The organism is Cupriavidus cauae, from assembly GCF_026210475.1.
In the GTDB taxonomy this organism is placed as follows: domain Bacteria; phylum Pseudomonadota; class Gammaproteobacteria; order Burkholderiales; family Burkholderiaceae; genus Cupriavidus; species Cupriavidus cauae.
On sequence record NZ_CP080293.1, the window covers coordinates 1,624,082 to 1,641,286 of the forward strand.

Here is a 17,205-nt window from a genome sequence, read left to right on the forward strand (position 1 = left end):
GCCTAGACCCCATATCAATGACAGGGGCAAAACGGTGCGCGCCCGATGAGGACCATCGAGGCCACGCCACGGCGACGCTTCGGGTCGCCGTCGGGCGATCCTCAGGACGACCTCAGGCGATCCTCGGCGACCTCAGGCGACCTCAGGCGCCCTCAGGCGACCTCACGGCGACAGCCGCGCGATGCGCCAGCTGCCGTCGGGCTGGCGCAGATAAGCGATGCGATCGTGCAGCCGCGACGGGCGGCCCTGCCAGAATTCGACGCGCGTCGGCGCCACGCGATAGCCGCCCCAGTGCGGCGGCCGCGGCGGGTTCTCGCCGAAGCGCTGGCGGAACTCGGCCTCGCGCTGTTCGAGCAGCGCGCGGTCGCTGACCTCCTGGCTCTGCGCCGAGGCCCAGGCGCCGATGCGCGAGCCCAGCGGCCGCGAGGCAAAGTAGGCATCGCTCTCGGCGTCGCTGACTTTCTCGACGGCGCCTTCGATGCGGACCTGCCGCTCGAGCTGTACCCAGTGGAACAGCAGCGCGGCGCGCGGATTGGCCGCGAGGTCCAGCCCCTTGCGGCTCTCGTAATTGGTGAAGAAGGTGAAGCCGCGCTCGTCGATGCCCTTGAGCAGCACGATGCGGGCCGAGGGCTGGCCGCTGGCGTCGACCGTGGCCAGCGTCATCGCATTCGGCTCGGGCAGCTTGGCGGTCAGCGCTTCCTCGAACCAGCGTTCGAATTGCGCGATGGGTTGGGGCGCGACATCGGCTTCGGTGAGGGAACCGAGCACATAGGTACGACGGAGATCGGCGAGTTGCGTCATGGCGGGAAGGGCAGCGGCATGGCCGCGCCGGGGATGGCTGAAGATTCCTGAACGGGTCTCCGATTGCGTCGGCACAGCGTCTTGCGTGCGGTCGACAAGCGGATCCGGATGCCTGGAGTATAGCGAAGGCATCCCGGCCCGCGAGCCGGCCTGGACCGTGCTCCAGCCAGGCTTCAACCGCGCCCCGACCGTGTTTCAACCGCGCTTCGACCTGAAGCGGCCTCAGGCGGCGGGCGGCGGCAGCTTGCGCGTCTGTCCGCGCGAATAGTAGCCGGCCACGCCCATCGCGCCGGCCATCGACAAGAAAATCGGCAGCATGCCCAGCGCGGTGCCGACCACGCCGAAGGTCAGCGGCCATACCACCTGGCTGGTGTTCAGCACGGCCGAGCGCAGGCCCAGCGCCTCGCCGGCGCGGCCCGACGGCGACGCGCTATGCAGGATGTTCATCACGTTGGGCTGGGCGCTGCCCAGCGCCAGGCCCAGCACGAACGCCAGGCAGCACATCAGCCAGAACGTCGAGACGAAGGGATAGAGCAGGTACGCGATGCCGCCGACCAGCAGCGCGCCGCGGATGATCTTCCATTCGGACAGATGGCGCGTGACCAGCGGCATCGCGATGCGGATCGCCAGCGTGGCGATGGCGAAGGCGCCGAGCACCCAGCCGATCGACGAGGGCGACAGGCCGACGCGCGTGCCCTGGATCGGGATCAGGAAGGCATGCAGGTCCCAGGCGGCGGACAGCACCGCGCTGGCGACGAAGACGGCGCGCAGCTCGGGCACCTGCAGCAGATCCAGCGCGGAGCCGCGGCTGCCGTCGAGCGCGGCCTGGCGCGCGGCGCCGGCGCCTTGCGCGGGCAGGCGGTCATGGACGAGCCGCAGGCCGATCTGACCGATCAGCGCGACGCCGACCAGCAGCAGGAAGGCGGGGCGATAGCCGGCGTGCTCGATCACGTAGCCGACCACCACCGGGCCCAGCGTGCCCGATACCGACAGCCCCAGCGCATGCCAGGTGTAGTTGCGAAGACGGGTCTCGTCGGTCGACAGCTGCCCGATCAGCAACTGCATCGCGACCTGGACCAGCATGAAGCCGACGCCGATCAGCGCGCACGACGCGTACAGCGCGGCGACGCTCGGCCAGATCGCCGGCAGCAGCGTGCCGCCGACCACCATCAGCGAGCCCGCGGTCATCGGCCGGCGCGGCCCGATCTGGTCGATGCGGCGCCCGGCGCGGATCGCCAGCAGCATCGGCAGCAGCGCGTACAGCGACATCAGCACGCCGAGCGTGATGGTCGAGGCCTTCAGCGAAATGGCAAACAGGGAAACGACGACGCGGCTGGCGTTGAACGCCACGTGGTTGCACACCGTCAGCGCGATCAGAACACTGATCGGCATGGCGGCGGCGGAATACGGCGTCATTCGTGCAAGGACCGGAGCGGAGGGGGTGAAACGGCAGACCGGAACAACCGGGAAAAGACGAACGGGGGGCGGCATGCGCCGCGCCCCGCAACAGGCCGCGCCCTGACGGGCGCCACCTGCAAATTGCCATCCGTTTACAGCGTGGTGTTGTGCATCGAGGCGCCGCTACCGCTGGGCGTCTCCATGTAAATGGCCATTTAATTATGGGACGCTTGTTGACAGCGTGCAACGGTCTTTTAGGTTTTGGTGCACAGAAACGGGGCGTTGGTCCGCGAGTGTTGCGCTGGAGCATCGGTGGACGACGCACCAGCGGGTCGAAGTGCGTCGGGCAGCGCGTCAGCCGCCCTGGTACATCGGCGTTCTGTTGGGTCCGGGCGACGGTGCGGCCGGCGCGGCGGGATTCTGGCGGCGCGGCTCCGGCTCGTTGCCGCCCGCCGGCGCCTGGCCCGTGGGAGCCGCCGCAGCCGAAGCCGGGGCACGGCGATCGCGGTAGGTCTTGCCCGGCGGCGGCGCGGTCGGCCGCTTGCGCAGCTCCGCCAGCAGCTTGCCGCACTGGCTGTCCTCGGCCGGCGACAGATCGATCAGCGGCAGCACCGTGGCGACCGGCGCCAGTAGCGCCAGCGCCACCGCGCCGCCGGCGCGCAGCGCCAGCACGCCGATGTCCGGGCTGACGCGCGGGTCCTTCAGCGTGCCGCCGACATACAGCGGCGAGCGCAGCGAGAACACGCGCATGCCCTTGGAGTCGGGGTTGATCGTCAGGCCCAGCCGCTCGCTGGACAGGTCCACCACGCCGGTGGCCGTGATGGTCGCGTCCTGCGTGTCGATGACGAAGGTGCGAGCGCGGCCCATGCCGTTGGTGAAGGTGAAGTCCGCCACCCCGCAGTTGATCTGTACCGGCTTGTCGCCGAACAGCTTGGCGATGATCACGCTGCCGACGTTCAGCCCCATCGCCTCGAGGATGAACTTGCTGATGGTGCCGTTCTCGACCAGCAGCCGCGCCTCGCCGTTGGACGAGCCGAGCAGCGCCGCCACCGAATTGCCGGTGGCCGACAGCTTGGCGGCCCCGTTGATCTCGCCGATGCTGGCGCGCATCGATTCGAGGTTGGGGAACAGCTGCTTGATCTTCAGATGGCGCGCCGTCATGTCGATGGTCGCGCCCATCGGCGTGCGCTTGCCATTGAGCTGCAGCATCGAACTCAGGGTGCCGCCGGCCACGCCGAAGTTCAGCGGCTTCAGGTTCAGCACGCCGTCCTGCAGCACGATATGGGTCTGCAGATTGTTGATCGGCAGGTCGACGTCGCGAATGATGCGCTGGCCCGTGAAGCGCACGTCGGCATCGATATCGTCCCAGCGCTCGGTGCGGAACGGCGCCACCGGCAACGCCTTGTCGGCCGGCTGGCGCACCGGGCTGCGCGCCGCGGCCTGGCCCGGCTTGGCGTCGGCGCCGATCAGCGGCGCCAGGTCCTCGAAGCGCAACTGCCTGGACACCAGTTCGCCGGCGAGCAGCGGGCGCGGCTCGCGCTGCGTATAGGTCAGCGTGCCGCCCAGGTCGCTGCCGCCCACCCGGCCGGTGAAGTTCTGATAGCGATAGACCGACGCGCCCTTGCGCAGCGTCGCGGTCAGGCGGCCGTTGGTGCGATACGGCGGGGTTTCGGGCAGCACGACGCCGGTCAGCGAATACAGGTCGGCCATGCTCTCGCCGGACAGCTGCAGCATCAGGTCCAGCGCGGCGAGTCGGGCCGGCTCCGTCAGCGTGCCCTCGATCTGCGCGCGGGTGCTGCCGACGCGCACATCGGCCTGCAGCGGGTAGGGCCGGCTGGCGTCGCGCAGGTTCAGCACCGCGCCGGCCTTGCCGTTGGCGTTGATGGTGGCCTTGTTGTAATGGCCGACCGCGCGCCAGCGGATGCCGTAGACCGGTTCGCCCTTGCTGTTGGCCGCTGCCGCCGAGGCCGCGGCCGCCGAAGCCCCGGTCGCGGCGGGCACGCTCGCGCCGCGCGCGGGGGCCGCCGATGCGGACGGCGCGGACGAGGGTGCGGAGGTCGGTGCCGAGGTCGGTGCGGATGACGGCGCGAGGGGTCCGTCGCGGTCCTTGTCGTACAGCGCGGCATCGCCGATGGTCTCGAGCGTCGCGCGCAACTCGATCTTGCTGGCCGCATCGTTCAGCGCCAGATGGCCGCGCGTCAGCACCACCTCGCCGATTTCCAGGTGCCATTGCGATGGCTCCTTGTCTTCGCGGGTGGGGAAGGTCCAGTTGTTGCGCTTGTCGGCCAGCCGTTCGAGCGCGACGGAGGGGCCATCGATGGTGATGGTCGGCAGCGAGATCTCGCGCGCCAGCAGCGGCAGCGGGCGCAGCAGGAACACCAGCTCCCGCGCGGTGGCGAGATTGGGCTGCTGGGTCCAGTCGGGGTTGCCGATCGTGATGTCGCGGGCGGACAGCCGCGGCCACGGCACCAGGCGCCGCCAGCCGCTCTCGCCTTCGGGCCGGCGCCAGGTCAGGATCAGGTCGCCGTTGACGGCGAACGGGCGCCCGATGGCATCGCTGACCTTCTCGTTGAGCCAGGGCTTGAGGCGGTTCCAGTCGAACAGCAGCACGAAGGCCACCACCGCCGCAATCAACACCAAGGGCGTCAACACACTCCACAGCACGGCCTGGCGGCGCATCGACATGAGGGGCTCCTGGCCGGCGCACGCGCGAACCGGACCGGTGCGCTGGCGCGGCTGACGTACCACGTTGCGGCTATTGTATAGTTGCGCGCCGGGCCCTCCTGTCGGCATGCGACTGACACTGATGCCCGCGCTTTTCGCATTTTTTGCCCGCCGCCGTGCTCGCATCGCTTCGGCAGGCGGGTCCAAGCCGATGGTGAAGTCCTCGATGGCCGACGACCCTAACGCAGACTCCCGGGCCGACTTCCGGGCCGACTCCCGGGTCGATTCCCGGAGCGATTCCCGGAGCGATTCCCGGAGCGATTCCCCGGTCGATACCCGGGCCGACCCCCGGGCTGCCTCCAGCTCCGACTTCCGGGCCGACGCCAGCCCCGACCGCAACGACGATCCTGTCGCCGCGCAGGCGCTGGCGGAACTGCCTGCCGCGCTGCCGCATGACAGCGCCGAGGACGACGACTACCACCGGCGCTTCGGCGGCGTGGCTCGCCTCTACGGTGCCGATGGCCTGGCGCGGCTGGAGGCGGCCAGCATCTGCGTGGTCGGTATCGGCGGGGTCGGCAGCTGGGCCGCCGAGGCGCTGGCCCGCAACGCGGTGGGGCGCATCACGCTGATCGACCTGGACCATATCGCCCCGTCGAACACCAACCGGCAGATCCACGCGCTGGGCGACGAGTATGGGCGCGCCAAGGTCGAGGCGATGGCGCAGCGGCTGCTGCAGATCAACCCGCGCGTGCGGGTGCGGCCCGTCGACGATTTCGTCACGCCCGACAACGTCGAGGCGCTGCTGGCCGGCCATGACTACGTGATCGACGCGATCGATGCGGTCAAGGTCAAGATCGCGATGCTGGGCTGGGCCCGGCGCCAGCGGCTGCCGATCGTCACCTGCGGCGGCGCCGGCGGCCAGCTCGACCCGACCCGCGTGCGCGTGGCCGACCTGTCCCGCACCATCCAGGACCCGCTGCTGGCCAAGGTCCGCGCCGGGCTGCGCAAGCAATGGGGGCTGCCGCGCGACCCGAAGAAGCCGTTCGGCCTGCCGGCGGTGTATTCCGATGAGCCCTTGCGCTATCCCGAGCCCGAGCAGCAGGCCTGCGAAATCGACGAGGCGCCCTTTGCCGACGCCGCCCATCCGCGGCAGGGGCCGCAGGGGCTGGCCTGCGCGGGCTTCGGCTCGTCGGTGGCCGTCACCGCGGTGTTCGGCTTCGTCGCCGCATCGGTGGCGCTGAGCGCGATCGCGCAGCCTGGCTGACCGGCCCGGTTCCAACGGCTGGCGGTTTTCTCCGCTCGCCGCTTGCGGGAGAGGGGCCGGGAAGATGGCCGGGAAGAGGGCCGGGAAGATGGGCCGGGAAGATGGGCCGGGAAGATGGGCGCGGCGGCGCCGATGCCTGCGATATCGCCCTGCAACCGCCGTTGTCCCCCTTTGCGACGAGTTCGTGCGCTCAGGCCCGCAGCGCGTCGAGCAGCCGCGCCACCTCCGCCTCGCCGGGCGCAAGGTTGTCGAAGTAGATCAGTTCGGGATACTCGGCCGGATCGGGCATGAAACGCCGCTGCCGATAGTCCTCCCAGTGCGCCAGCTTGTAGGCATCGTTGGGATTGCCGCGCCGCACGATGCGCGCGTGCGCCTCGTCCTCGGGCAGATGGACCCAGACCACACGCACCGTGGTGCCGGCCGGCAGCGCGAGCCACTGCGGGTCGCTGAGGCGATGCTCGCGGATCTCGCGCGACAGCGGGCCGATCACGATCGCGCTGATGCCCAGCGCCAGGTTCTCGCGCGCGGTATCGAGCAGGCCCTGGTATTCCGGATCGCGCAGATGCTGCAGATAGAGCGGGCTGTCGCGATCGTTCGGATCGCCGGTCAGCGCGCCCATCGCGGCGGCGCTGTAGCGGCCGTACAGCGTGTCCTTGTCGAGCAGGCAGAACGGTTCGCCGGTGGCCTCCATCAGCGGGCCGATCAGGCGATGGGCCAGCGTGGTCTTGCCGGTGCCGGCATGTCCGCAGAAGAAGATCAGTCTTGGCATCGAAGGGGAGCGGGCGAGGAAGCAGGGAGGAAGATTGGCGGGCAACCAACTGGCAACTCTGCAGACGAAGCGGGGAGCCAGCGGGAACGAAGCGGGCGGCCTGCGGAGACGACGCGGGCAACCAGCGGAGTCCACGCGGGCGCCGGGCGCGGGATTCGGTATCCTTGCGCGTATCCCTGTGCCTTCGGGCATTCCGCGCAGCATAACCGATCGCCTTCATGACCGTTTCCGCTCCCGCTTCCGCTTCCCCGGCCTCCACGGCCACGCCGCCCGATCTCGACAGCAGCGCGCTGCCGGCCGACCTGCATCTGGGCGAGCCCGTCACCGACCATACCCATGCGGAGTTCGTGCTGCTGCTGCAGGCCGCCCAGCGCGCCAGCGACGAGGGCTTTCTGGCCGCGCTGGACGAGTGGATCGACCACACGCGCTACCACTTCGACATGGAGGAAGCGTGGATGGAGGCGATGAACTTCGGCCCGCGCCAATGCCATGCCGGCGAGCACCGGCAGATGCTGGAGATCGTCGGCAAGGTCCGCGCGAAGGTCGAGCAGGAAGGGGACTTCGAGACCGGGCGCCGCCTGGTGGCGGAACTGCCCGGCTGGTTCGCGCTGCACGTGCGCAAGCAGGACGCCGCGATGGTGGCCTACATGCGGCAGAACGGCTTTACGCTGGTGGAGGGGCCGGCGGGGTAAGGGGAGACGGCCGGGGGGAGAGGGCCGGGAGAGAGCGCAACCGCGCCCTCTCGGCCGCGCCACCTCAATTCAACGCCGCACTCAACTGCCGGCGCCAGCGCGACACCGCCTCGGGCGTGTCGCCCATCATCTCGAACACCGACAGCATCGTCTTGCGGCCGACATCGTCCTCGAAGCTGCGGTCGGTGCGCACGATCGCCAGCAACTGCTCCAGCGCCGGTTCGTATTGGCGGCGGGCGATCAGCAGCCGGGCCAGATCGAGGCGCGCCCGCAGATCCGCGGGGTCGGCGGCGATGCGGCCGGTCAGCGTGCCCTCGTCGGGCAGGTCGCCCAGGCCCTTCATTGCCTCGAGCCGGGTCTGCAGCGCGGCGTAGGCATCCTGCTGCGGCGCGCGCGGGGTCAGCATGCCGAACTGGGCCTCGGCTTCCTCCAGCGCATTGCCGTCGAGCAGGAAGGCAATGTAGTCGAGGCGCGCTTCGTCGAAGCCGGGATCGAAGGCCAGCGCGGCCTGGAAGGCCTCGCGCGCGATCTGGCGATTGCCGGCGGCGGCCGCATGGCGCGCCTCGCGCAGCGCGATCTGGCCCGGGTTCGGCGTGACCCGCGCGATGAACTCGCGCAGGCCCGATTCGGGCAGCACGCCGATGAACTGGTCGACCGGCTTGCCGTCGACGAAGGCCACCACATGGGGAATGCTGCGCACGCCGAAGTGGGCGGCCAGCTCCTGGTTCTCGTCGACGTTGATCTTGGCCAGCTTCCACTTGCCGCCGGCCTCGCGCTCGAGTTTCTCCAGCAGCGGGCCCAGCGTGCGGCACGGTCCGCACCATGGCGCCCAGAAGTCCACCAGCACGGGGACGCTGCGCGACAGCGCAATCACGTCGTGGTCGAAGTTCTGCAGGGTGACGTCGCTCATTCCTTGCCTCGCTGTTCGTGAATTCGCCTGATATCGCGTGGATCCGCGGGAGTCCCGGGAAATCCTTGGGAGTCGCCGGGACTCGCGGGTCGCATGATTCGGCCCAAGGCGCGGAATCGCGCCGCACGGCCGTTTCCTTGTGTGGATGTGGGGACGGCGCCGCTCATCTCAACCCCGCTTGCGGGAATCTACCCCCTTGGAAATAGAACGGTCGTTCGGTTATATTGCTTGACGATTCGCCGCCGGGGCTGCTTGCCGGCCGCGGCAGCGCCGGTGCCCGTCGTTCGACAACGATGGCTCGGCAACGACGCACGAGAACCGGTTGCAAAGACCGCTCAGGAGACAAACGCATGCAGACCCAGAAGCCCGCCGCGCGCCCGCATTTCCAGTTCTGGCCCAAGCGGGCGCCCACCGCCATCGTGCTGCCCGAGACCTCGCTGTGGGTCAATCTGGAGGTGTCGGCGCGCCGCTATGCCGACAAGGCCGCGATCCGCTATTTCGGCAAGGCCATCACCTTCCGCGAACTGGAGGCGCAGGCCACCGCGCTGGCGGGCTGGCTGCAGCGCGAGGCCGGCGTGGCCAAGGGCGACCGGGTGTTGCTGTACATGCAGAATTGCCCGCAGTTCATCGTCAGCTACTACGCGATCCTGCGCGCCGACGCGGTCGTGGTGCCGGTCAATCCGATGAACCGGGCCGAGGAATTCAAGCACTACATCACCGACGCGCAGGCCCGCGTGGCGATCTGCTCGGCCGATCTGGCCGGCGGCGCCGCGGCCGCCAACGCCGAGCTGCCGCAGGACCAGCAGCTGCAGCATCTGCTGGTGACGCAATACGCCGATGCGCTGCCCGAGCGCCACGAGCACCCCGAGGACGCGCCGCCGGCCTGGCTGACCGCCGAGCATGCGTTGCCCGCCGGCGCCGTGGCCTGGCGCGACGCGCTGGCGGCCGGCCACCAGCCCGGCCCGCATACCGCCGGTCCCGACGACATGGCGGTGATGCCCTATACCTCGGGCACCACCGGCTTCCCCAAGGGCTGCATCCATACCCATCGGTCCGTGATGCACAACGTGGTCGGCGGCTCGACCTGGTCGGGCTCGGGCGCCGAGTCGGTGATCCTGTCGGTGCTGCCGCTGTTCCACGTGACCGGCATGCAGTACGGCATGAACGGCCCGATCTACAGCGGCGCGACCGTGGTGATGCTGCCGCGCTGGGACCGCGAGGTGGCGGGCCGGCTGATCTCGCGCTACCAGGTCACGCACTGGACCAATATCCCGACCATGGTGATCGACTTCCTGGCGAGCCCCAACCTGGCCGAGTTCGACCTGTCGAGCCTGCGCTATATCGGCGGCGGCGGGGCGGCGATGCCGCAGGCGATCGCCGAGCGGCTGCGCGAGCAGTTCGGCCTGAACTATCTCGAGGGCTACGGGCTGTCCGAGACGATGGCGCCGACCCACAGCAATCCGGCGGACCGGCCCAAGCTGCAGTGCCTGGGCGTGCCGACCTTCAACACCGACGCACGCGTGGTCGACCCGGTCACGCTGAAGGAGCTGCCGCCGGGCGAGGTCGGCGAGATCATCGTCTGCGGCCCGCAGGTGTTCAAGGGCTACTGGGGCAAGCCGGACGCGACGCGCGAGGCCTTCATCGAGTTCGAGGGCAAGACCTTCTTCCGCACCGGCGACCTGGGCCGGATGGACGAGGAGGGCTATTTCTTCATCACGGACCGGCTCAAGCGGATGATCAACGCGTCGGGCTTCAAGGTCTGGCCGGCCGAGGTCGAGAACCTGCTGTACAAGCATCCGGACGTGCAGGAGGCCTGCATCATCGGCACGCGCGACGCCTATCGCGGCGAGACGGTCAAGGCGGTGGTCGTGCTGAAGGCGCACGCCAGGGGCAAGACCACGGCGGACGACATCATCGCCTGGGCCAAGGACAATATGGCCGCCTACAAGTACCCGCGCGTGGTCGAGTTCGTCGACGCGCTGCCGAAGTCGGGGACCGGCAAGGTGATGTGGCGCCAGTTGCAGGAAGCGGAGAACGCGCGCCTGGGTTGAGGGCGCGCGGCGCCAGGGCGGGGCGGCGCGTCCTGCCCGGCCGCTCAGTGCCCGCGCACCCGCATCAGCATCTTCACCATCGTCTTGTAGCCGCGCTCGCGCGCATGCCGCGTGGGGGTGACGCCGTCGCGATCGGCCAGGTTGGCGTCGGCGCCCGCATCGAGCAGCAGCTGCACCACGTGCTCGTAGCGCGCGCTGCCGTCGCCGAGCACGATGGCTTCCAGCAGCGCGGTCCATCCCAGCGCATTGACATGATCGACCGGCACGCCGGCCTGCAGCAGCAGCTTGACCACCTCGGGGTTGCCATGCTGCGAGGCCGCCGTCAGCGCGGTGCCGCGATAGCGGTCGGTGCTGTGCGGATCGGCCCCGTGTGACAGCGTCAGCCGCACCAGCTCCACTTGCCCGCTGGCGGCGGCCAGCAGGAAGGCGCTGTTGGCCTGGTCGTCCTTGTGATTGACATCGGCCCCCGCGTGGATCAGCGCGCGGGCGGCCTCGCCATGCCGTTGATAGAGCGCGAGCAGCAGCGCGGTGCGCCCGCGCTCGTCGGCGGCATGCGGCGAGGCGCCGGCGCCCAGCAGCTTGCGCACCAGCGCCGCATCGCCGAGCGAGGCGGCGGTCAGCAGATTGCGGTTCAGCGCGCTCAGCGCGTTGTGCGGCCGGCCGGCGCTGCCCGGCTGCGTGGCGGGCCGCGGCGAGGACGACGGCGAGGCCGGAGCGGAGGAACCGGGACGGGCCGCCATCGACACGCCGGCCGGCCCCGACAGCAATGCGCCGCCGAGCAGCAGCCCCGACAACCCCAGCGCTTCGGCAACCATCAGGCGGCGGGCTCGAGCGGCGGGGGCGGGCATGGCGGTCTCCGGTTCAGGCGGCGTTGGCCGGTTCGCTGTCCGCGGCCGGCTCGCCGGCCGGTTCCGCGTCGGCGGCCTGGATCTGCCGCCACAGCCGGCCGAGATAGGGATCGTCGACGCCGTGGGTGGCCAGGCCCAGCAGGGTCTGGTGCAGATAGTCGCGCGCCGGGCCGTACAGGCCGGTGGCGCGCCGCAGGCAGGTGACCACGCGCTCGTCGGGCAGGCGGCCGGCATAGGCCTCGTGGGCGCGGTTCATCACGAAGGCGAGCGCCCGCTGCGGGGCCGCCTCGCCATCGAGCTTCACGCGCAGCCAGCGCGGATGGTAGGCGCCGGTCATCATTTCGCGGCGCCACAGCACGCGGAATTCCTGCTCGACCACATGGCTGGGGATGCGGAACACCATGCCGTGGCAGCTGCCGCCACGGTCCAGGCCCAGCACCAGCCCGGGGTTGTCCCAGGTGCCGCGATTGATGCGCGAATAGAGGTAAAACCCGCGGTGATAGCCGTGCACGGTCGCGAGCCGGCGCTCGGTGTGCACCACCATCGGGTTCCAGATCAGGGAGCCGTAGCCGAACAGCCAGACGTCACCGTGCATGTCCGGCTGGTCGGGCCGGTGATCGAGCGTGGAGCGCAACGAGCGCTCGAGCGCGTCTTCCGACAGCAGCGAGGAAGCCACCGGGGTACCGCCCAGCGTGGTCCGCAGCCGGTCCGCTTCGAGATCTTGTCGGGTGATGGCCATGGTGCAAGCATAATGCAAAGCCGGGCAGCGGGAGGCTTGCTACACCACATGGCGGTGGGATGTCGGCGTGGGGCAACGGTACGGCGCCACCCGCTGCCGGCGGGGTGGCGGCCGATGTTGCGCCGTCCTTACAATGGCTGCCAACTACCAGGAGGGATGGACTATGGCGCGAACGCTTACGGTGGCCTTCGGCACCGGCAAGGAATTCGAGTTCACCATCGGCGATACCGAACTTGCGGGCATCAGCGACGATGCCGGCTGGCGCTGGTTCGATCGGGAGTATGCGGAGCTTGACTGCCAGGCTTCCAGCCCGGTGGGCAAGGTGCTGGTCATCGACAAGATCCTCAGCGTGGCGCGCTTCTCGGGCGAGCAGCGCTTCACCGGCGATCCGGACTGGGCCCGGGAGTACGCGCGGCATGCCGCGCATATCCTGGGCCGCGATCGGGTCCGCGTCGACGTCGGCAACGCGTCGATCGGCTTCTGAGCCGGCCTGCCGGCTCAGTCTTTCTGGAGCGTCAACCGCCTCAGACGGCCAGCAGTTCCACTTCAAACAGCAGCGTGGCGTTCGGCGGAATCACGCCGCCGGCGCCGCGTGCGCCATAGCCCAGGTCGGCGGGAATCACCAGCCGGCGCGTGCCGCCCACCTTCATGCCCTGCACGCCTTCGTCCCAGCCGCGGATCACATGACCGGCGCCCAGCGGGAACACGAAGGGATCGTTGCGATCCTTGCTCGAATCGAATTTGCGGCCGGCCTGGCCGTTCTCGTACAGCCAGCCGGTGTAATGGACGGTGACGTGCATGCCCGCGGTCGCTTCGGCGCCCTGGCCGGTCACGGTGTCTTCGTATTGCAGGCCGGAAGGAGTGGTGATCATCGGTCTTTCCTTTGTGTGACTGCGCGGCGCGGCCTGGGGGGCCGCGATGCGCGTGGTGATTCGGCGCACGGGCCGCGCGGCCATGGCTGGCGCGCGCGGTGCTGCCGAGCCGGCAGTGTACCCGCAAGCGTTGAGGGGTTTGGCGTCTGGCGTCTGGCGTCTGGCGTCAGACGTCAGGCGTCAGGCGTCAGGCGTCAGGCGTCGGCCCGTTGCCAGGTATCCAGGCGCAGCTGCACGCTGCGCTCGTCGTCGCTGAACCAGATCTCGCCGTCCTGGATCGTCACCGTCAGCCGCATCGCCCGGCGGGCCATGCCGGCCAGCGCGTCGACCGCCTCGCCCGGCACCGCATGCACGGTCAGGTTGCGCAGCTTGCCGGCCTTGCCGGCGATGCCCTTCCACCATTCGCGCGCGCTGGCGGGCTGGTAGGCGAACACGGTCACGCGCGCGGCGCGCGAGGCGGCGCGCTTGAGCCGCGTCTCGTCGGGCTGGCCCAGGTCGATCCAGTGTTCGATCTCGCCGGTCAGGCTGCGCTCCCACAGGTCCGGCTCGTCGGGTTCGTCGAGCCCGCGGGTCAGGCTCAGCGTCTCGCTGGCCTCGCAGGCGAACGCCAGCAGCCGCACCATCATGCGGGCGTCGTTCTCGGACGGGTGCTGCGCGACGGTCAGCGCGTGGGTGCCATAGTAATGCCGGTCCATATCGGAGATCGACAGCTCGGCTTTGCAGATGGTGGACTTCAGGGCCATGGGGGAAGAGGGAGGCGGCGCGCCGGCCGATGGCGCGGGCAGGATGCCCGGCATGGCCGGCAAAGCGCGCATGTTACCCGATCACCGCCTGCATGACGGTGCGGATGGCATGGTGAGGAAGCGGGAAGGGAAGGGTGCCGGAACCAGCAGCCGACACCGCAGCACAAACGGCAGAGAAGGCGGCAAAGGAAACCGCAGCGGGATCGACTGCGGAATCGACGGCGCCCGCGCGCGGGATGCTCCGCACGCGCGGCGCGGCGCGGCGGTCAGCGTGACTTGCGGTAATCGCTGAAGTAGAAGCGCAGCACCGCGGAGGCGATCACCAGCGCGAGGAAGGCGGCGGCGATCACCATCGCCTGCCCGGCGGGACTGTCGATCTGCCCGTTGACGCCGAGCTCGACCAGGCGGCCGACGACCAGCATCACCAGCACCGGGATCACCAGGGCGCGGCGGCCGTAGGTGCGCATCACCCAGGCGGGGAAGTTGCGCAGATGGCCGACAAAATCGCGCGGAATGCTGCAGATCAAGCACGCCCCTGCGGCAGCGAGCGAAGCCGCCACCACATCCCCCAGTCCAATCCCGATCATGATTCCCCGTCCCGTCGCACCCGGGCGAAAGAGCCGGGGCCAAATTTTGCAAAGCGCTGATTCTACAGAAGATTTCGGGATTTCAGGTGTCGCCGGGTCGACCTGTGACAGAAGTCAACGGTCTCCTTCAGGGCACCAGCACGGGGAGCAGGAAAATGCCCAGCACGCAGAGGAAGCCGAGCGTCCAGCACAGCGAACGCAGCGTGGCGCGGTCGGCCAGGTAGCAGACGGTGTAGAGCACGCGGATCACGATGAAGGCGACCGCCAGTTCGTCGATGCGCGCCTGCGGCGCCTGCAGGTGGCTGGCGCACAGCACCGCGGCGGCGAACAGCGGAAAGGCCTCGAAGTGGTTGCGGTGGGCGAGGTCCGCGCGGCGGGCGCGGCCGGTCTGCCGCTCCAGCCAGGCGCGCGGATCGTGGTTGTCGAAGCCGGGCGCGCCCCATTTGGCGATGCCCACCGTGACGATGGGCAGGATGCCGGCGATCAGCACGCACCAGAAAGCGATCGGCATGGCGTTGTCCTTTGGTTCTGTCGTCGGCGCATCGCCGGCGGTCACGTAGCGAGATAGCGCCCGATGGGGCGCTTATGTGGTGCCCGGATCCTGCTCCAGCAGCGCTCGAGTTGCCTCCGAGTGCTCCTCGAGCGGCCCTCGAGCGGCGCTCAAGCGGTCCTCGAGCGGCGCTCAAGCGGTCCTCGAGCGGCGCTCAAGCGGCCCTCGGGTGGTCTCGAGCAGCGCTCGGCTCCCAAGCAGCCCTCAGGCCGCCACCACCCGGATCGTCACGCCAGGCAACGTCACCACCTGGCCCGCGCGGATCTTGGCGGTCTTGCGCGATTCGGGCACACCGTCGACCGCAACCTCGCCGGCAGCGACCAGCGCCTTGCCGGCGCCGCCGCTGTCGGCCACGCCGGCCAGCTTGAGCAGATCGTTCAGCGCGATGTGCTCGCGGTCCAGCGGGAAGGTCAGGGTCTGCATGATGAAGTTTGGGGTTGGAGATGGCGCCGGGCGCCGATTCCTCGGCGCGCCGGCGTGGGCCGCGGCAATTACTTGCCCCAGCTGTCCTTCAGTCCGACGATGCGGTTGAAGACCGGACGGCCCGGCTGGCTGTCGACGCGGTCGGCGACGAAATAGCCGTGCCGCTCGAACTGGAAGCGGTCCTCGGCCCTGGCCTCGCGCAGGCCCGGCTCCAGATACGCTGTGACCACGCGCTTGGAGTCCGCGTTCAATGCATCGAGGAAGTTCTTGCCGCCGGCATCCGGATGCGGGTCGTTGAACAGCCGGTCGTACAGCCGCACCTCCGCCTGCAGCGCGTGCTGCGCGCTGACCCAGTGGATGTTGCCCTTGACCTTGACGCTGTCCGCGCCCGGCGTGCCGCTCTTGGTGTCCGGCAGGTAGTTCGCGTGCACGGCGACGACATTGCCGTCGGCGTCCTTGTCGACGCCGGTGCATTCGATCACGTAGCCGTAGCGCAGCCGCACCTTGTTGCCCGGGAACAGCCGGAAATAGCCCTTCGGCGGGTTCTCGTTGAAGTCCTCGCGCTCGATCCACAGCTCGCGCGACAGCGGGAACACGCGCTTGCCCAGCTCGGGCTGCTTCGGATGGACCGGCGCCGAGCACTCCTCGCTCTGGCCTTCCGGGTAGTTGTCCAGGATCAGCTTGAGCGGATCGAGCACCGCCACGCCGCGCGCCGCGCGCGCATCGAGGTCGTCGCGCACCGCGCCTTCCAGCGTGCTCATGTCGATCCAGCTGTCCGACTTGGCCACGCCCACGCGATCGCAGAACAGCTGGATCGATTCGGGCGTATAGCCGCGCCGGCGGATGCCGACGATGGTCGGCATGCGTGGATCGTCCCAGCCGTCGACGCGGCCCTCGTTGACAAGCTGCAGCAGCTTGCGCTTGCTGGTGATCGCATAGGTCAGGTTCAGCCGGGCGAATTCGTACTGATGCGGCAGCGGCTCGCGCAGCAGGCCGCAATCGCGCAGCTGGGCCAGCACCCAGTCGTACAGCGGGCGGTTGTTCTCGAACTCCAGCGTGCACAGCGAGTGCGTGATGTTCTCGATCGCATCCGAGATGCAATGCGTGAAGTCGTACATCGGATAGATGCACCACTTGTCGCCGGTGCGATGGTGGTGCGCATGGCGGATCCGGTAGAGCACCGGGTCGCGCATCACGATGTTCGGCGCGGCCATGTCGATCTTCGCGCGCAGCACGTGCTCGCCGTCGGCGTACTTGCCGGCGCGCATGTCGCGGAACAGCTGCAGGTTTTCCTCGACGCTGCGGTCGCGGTAGGGCGAAGGCGTGCCCGGCTCGGCGAAGTTGCCGCGGCTGGCGGCGATCTGCTCGGCGCTCTGGCTGTCGACATAGGCGACGCCGCGCTCGATCAGCTTCTCGGCGAAGGCGTACAGCTGATCGAAGTAGTCGCTGGCGTAGTACAGGTGGGCCTGCGGGCCGCCCTGCGCATCGTTGCTGTCCCAGCTGAAGCCGAGCCAGTGCACCGCGTCGATGATCGAATCGACGTACTCGGTGTCTTCCTTGACCGGATTGGTGTCATCGAAGCGCAGGTGGCAGCGGCCGCCGTAGTCGCGCGCCAGGCCGAAATTCAGGCAGATGCTCTTGGCGTGGCCGATGTGCAGATAGCCGTTGGGCTCCGGCGGGAAGCGCGTGATCACGGCGGGCAGCGGCCGGCCCTGCGCGTCGGTGCGGCCGGCGTAGGTGCCGGCGGCCAGATCCTGGTCGATGATGCTGCGCAGGAAGTTCGAGGCGGCGGGCGTGCTGTCTTGGGCTTTCGGGTCGTGGCTCATGGTTTGGCCAGGTTGGGCCGCGGGTCGCGCGGCCGGCTACAGGGCGGATTCGAATTCGTGGTAAGGAA

17 protein-coding genes are annotated in these 17,205 nt (G+C 69.5%); 4 read left to right on the forward strand and 13 right to left on the reverse strand.

The window, feature by feature from the left end; all coding sequences use genetic code 11:
• Positions 1–162: 162 nt before the first annotated feature.
• The 3 genes from pdxH to KZ686_RS07290 all read right to left on the reverse strand — a co-directional run bounded on the left by pdxH (position 163) and on the right by KZ686_RS07290 (position 4,884).
• Positions 163–801 carry a pyridoxamine 5'-phosphate oxidase gene (pdxH, locus tag KZ686_RS07280; protein ID WP_265633340.1) on the reverse strand — a complete coding sequence of 213 codons (639 nt, stop codon included), beginning with the start codon at positions 799–801 and terminating at the stop codon, positions 163–165.
• Positions 802–1,023: 222 nt separating this feature from the next.
• Entirely contained in the window at positions 1,024–2,217 is a 1,194-nt protein-coding gene (locus KZ686_RS07285) for an MFS transporter (RefSeq protein WP_149317807.1), read from the reverse strand.
• 336 nt (positions 2,218–2,553) lie between these two features.
• Positions 2,554–4,884 carry an AsmA family protein gene (locus tag KZ686_RS07290; RefSeq protein WP_265633341.1) on the reverse strand — a complete coding sequence of 777 codons (2,331 nt, stop codon included), beginning with the start codon at positions 4,882–4,884 and terminating at the stop codon, positions 2,554–2,556.
• 205 nt (positions 4,885–5,089) lie between these two features.
• Between KZ686_RS07290 and KZ686_RS07295 the strand changes: the two genes are divergently transcribed.
• On the forward strand, positions 5,090–6,127 hold the full coding sequence (locus KZ686_RS07295) for a tRNA threonylcarbamoyladenosine dehydratase (protein ID WP_265633342.1): 1,038 nt from the start codon (positions 5,090–5,092) through the stop codon (positions 6,125–6,127).
• A 190-nt stretch (positions 6,128–6,317) separates the two neighbouring features.
• On the opposite strand, the gene KZ686_RS07300 is transcribed toward KZ686_RS07295, so the two are convergent.
• Positions 6,318–6,896 carry an AAA family ATPase gene (locus KZ686_RS07300; RefSeq protein ID WP_149317809.1) on the reverse strand — a complete coding sequence of 193 codons (579 nt, stop codon included), beginning with the start codon at positions 6,894–6,896 and terminating at the stop codon, positions 6,318–6,320.
• A 218-nt stretch (positions 6,897–7,114) separates the two neighbouring features.
• On the opposite strand from KZ686_RS07300, the gene KZ686_RS07305 reads away from it, so the two are divergent.
• Entirely contained in the window at positions 7,115–7,588 is a 474-nt protein-coding gene (locus KZ686_RS07305; RefSeq protein ID WP_265633343.1) for a hemerythrin domain-containing protein, read from the forward strand.
• A gap of 64 nt (positions 7,589–7,652) precedes the next feature.
• Here KZ686_RS07305 and trxA read toward each other — a convergent pair whose 3' ends face one another.
• Positions 7,653–8,498: a thioredoxin gene (trxA, locus tag KZ686_RS07310; RefSeq protein ID WP_150084221.1), complete on the reverse strand. Its 846-nt coding sequence runs from the start codon at positions 8,496–8,498 to the stop codon at positions 7,653–7,655.
• A gap of 350 nt (positions 8,499–8,848) precedes the next feature.
• Between trxA and KZ686_RS07315 the strand changes: the two genes are divergently transcribed.
• On the forward strand, positions 8,849–10,549 hold the full coding sequence (locus KZ686_RS07315; protein WP_149317812.1) for a long-chain fatty acid--CoA ligase: 1,701 nt from the start codon (positions 8,849–8,851) through the stop codon (positions 10,547–10,549).
• Positions 10,550–10,593: 44 nt separating this feature from the next.
• Here KZ686_RS07315 and KZ686_RS07320 read toward each other — a convergent pair whose 3' ends face one another.
• Both KZ686_RS07320 and KZ686_RS07325 read right to left on the reverse strand, forming a co-directional pair.
• The gene (locus tag KZ686_RS07320; RefSeq protein WP_187829154.1) at positions 10,594–11,397 is read right to left on the reverse strand and encodes an ankyrin repeat domain-containing protein; all 804 of its coding nucleotides are present in this window, start codon (positions 11,395–11,397) and stop codon (positions 10,594–10,596) included.
• A 13-nt stretch (positions 11,398–11,410) separates the two neighbouring features.
• Complete coding sequence (locus tag KZ686_RS07325) at positions 11,411–12,136, reverse strand: gamma-glutamylcyclotransferase (protein ID WP_149317813.1); 726 nt, start codon at positions 12,134–12,136, stop codon at positions 11,411–11,413.
• Between the two features lie 163 nt (positions 12,137–12,299).
• Here KZ686_RS07325 and KZ686_RS07330 point away from each other — a divergent pair, with 163 nt between their 5' ends.
• The gene (locus KZ686_RS07330) at positions 12,300–12,620 is read left to right on the forward strand and encodes a hypothetical protein (RefSeq protein ID WP_149317814.1); all 321 of its coding nucleotides are present in this window, start codon (positions 12,300–12,302) and stop codon (positions 12,618–12,620) included.
• A gap of 40 nt (positions 12,621–12,660) precedes the next feature.
• Here KZ686_RS07330 and KZ686_RS07335 read toward each other — a convergent pair whose 3' ends face one another.
• The 6 genes from KZ686_RS07335 to KZ686_RS07360 form a co-directional block, all read right to left on the reverse strand.
• Positions 12,661–13,008, reverse strand: a complete 348-nt coding sequence (locus tag KZ686_RS07335) for an FKBP-type peptidyl-prolyl cis-trans isomerase (protein ID WP_226108329.1) — start codon at positions 13,006–13,008, stop codon at positions 12,661–12,663.
• A gap of 194 nt (positions 13,009–13,202) precedes the next feature.
• Entirely contained in the window at positions 13,203–13,751 is a 549-nt protein-coding gene (locus KZ686_RS07340; RefSeq protein WP_053821239.1) for a YaeQ family protein, read from the reverse strand.
• Positions 13,752–14,017: 266 nt separating this feature from the next.
• Positions 14,018–14,338 (reverse strand): hypothetical protein, encoded by a 321-nt coding sequence (locus KZ686_RS07345; RefSeq protein ID WP_226108327.1) that lies wholly within the window; start codon positions 14,336–14,338, stop codon positions 14,018–14,020.
• Between the two features lie 127 nt (positions 14,339–14,465).
• Positions 14,466–14,849 (reverse strand): MAPEG family protein, encoded by a 384-nt coding sequence (locus KZ686_RS07350; RefSeq protein ID WP_149317816.1) that lies wholly within the window; start codon positions 14,847–14,849, stop codon positions 14,466–14,468.
• A gap of 243 nt (positions 14,850–15,092) precedes the next feature.
• The gene (locus KZ686_RS07355; RefSeq protein WP_226108325.1) at positions 15,093–15,311 is read right to left on the reverse strand and encodes an RNA-binding S4 domain-containing protein; all 219 of its coding nucleotides are present in this window, start codon (positions 15,309–15,311) and stop codon (positions 15,093–15,095) included.
• A 68-nt stretch (positions 15,312–15,379) separates the two neighbouring features.
• Complete coding sequence (locus KZ686_RS07360) at positions 15,380–17,137, reverse strand: glutamine--tRNA ligase/YqeY domain fusion protein (RefSeq protein ID WP_150084220.1); 1,758 nt, start codon at positions 17,135–17,137, stop codon at positions 15,380–15,382.
• Positions 17,138–17,205: the final 68 nt, after the last annotated feature.

Excerpts from the sequence above, each read along its gene's own strand:
- KZ686_RS07320 (WP_187829154.1), bottom strand. The coding sequence starts at position 11,397 with ATGCCCGCCCCCGCCGCTCGAGCCCGCCGCCTGATGGTTGCCGAAGCG.
- KZ686_RS07340 (WP_053821239.1), bottom strand. The coding sequence starts at position 13,751 with ATGGCCCTGAAGTCCACCATCTGCAAAGCCGAGCTGTCGATCTCCGAT.
- KZ686_RS07325 (WP_149317813.1), bottom strand. The coding sequence starts at position 12,136 with ATGGCCATCACCCGACAAGATCTCGAAGCGGACCGGCTGCGGACCACG.
- KZ686_RS07305 (WP_265633343.1), top strand. The coding sequence starts at position 7,115 with ATGACCGTTTCCGCTCCCGCTTCCGCTTCCCCGGCCTCCACGGCCACG.
- KZ686_RS07360 (WP_150084220.1), bottom strand. The coding sequence starts at position 17,137 with ATGAGCCACGACCCGAAAGCCCAAGACAGCACGCCCGCCGCCTCGAAC.
- KZ686_RS07335 (WP_226108329.1), bottom strand. The coding sequence starts at position 13,008 with ATGATCACCACTCCTTCCGGCCTGCAATACGAAGACACCGTGACCGGC.
- KZ686_RS07290 (WP_265633341.1), bottom strand. The coding sequence starts at position 4,884 with ATGTCGATGCGCCGCCAGGCCGTGCTGTGGAGTGTGTTGACGCCCTTG.
- KZ686_RS07330 (WP_149317814.1), top strand. The coding sequence starts at position 12,300 with ATGGCGCGAACGCTTACGGTGGCCTTCGGCACCGGCAAGGAATTCGAG.
- KZ686_RS07300 (WP_149317809.1), bottom strand. The coding sequence starts at position 6,896 with ATGCCAAGACTGATCTTCTTCTGCGGACATGCCGGCACCGGCAAGACC.
- pdxH (WP_265633340.1), bottom strand. The coding sequence starts at position 801 with ATGACGCAACTCGCCGATCTCCGTCGTACCTATGTGCTCGGTTCCCTC.
- KZ686_RS07355 (WP_226108325.1), bottom strand. The coding sequence starts at position 15,311 with ATGCAGACCCTGACCTTCCCGCTGGACCGCGAGCACATCGCGCTGAAC.
- KZ686_RS07285 (WP_149317807.1), bottom strand. The coding sequence starts at position 2,217 with ATGACGCCGTATTCCGCCGCCGCCATGCCGATCAGTGTTCTGATCGCG.
- KZ686_RS07315 (WP_149317812.1), top strand. The coding sequence starts at position 8,849 with ATGCAGACCCAGAAGCCCGCCGCGCGCCCGCATTTCCAGTTCTGGCCC.
- KZ686_RS07345 (WP_226108327.1), bottom strand. The coding sequence starts at position 14,338 with ATGATCGGGATTGGACTGGGGGATGTGGTGGCGGCTTCGCTCGCTGCC.
- KZ686_RS07350 (WP_149317816.1), bottom strand. The coding sequence starts at position 14,849 with ATGCCGATCGCTTTCTGGTGCGTGCTGATCGCCGGCATCCTGCCCATC.
- trxA (WP_150084221.1), bottom strand. The coding sequence starts at position 8,498 with ATGAGCGACGTCACCCTGCAGAACTTCGACCACGACGTGATTGCGCTG.
- KZ686_RS07295 (WP_265633342.1), top strand. The coding sequence starts at position 5,090 with ATGGCCGACGACCCTAACGCAGACTCCCGGGCCGACTTCCGGGCCGAC.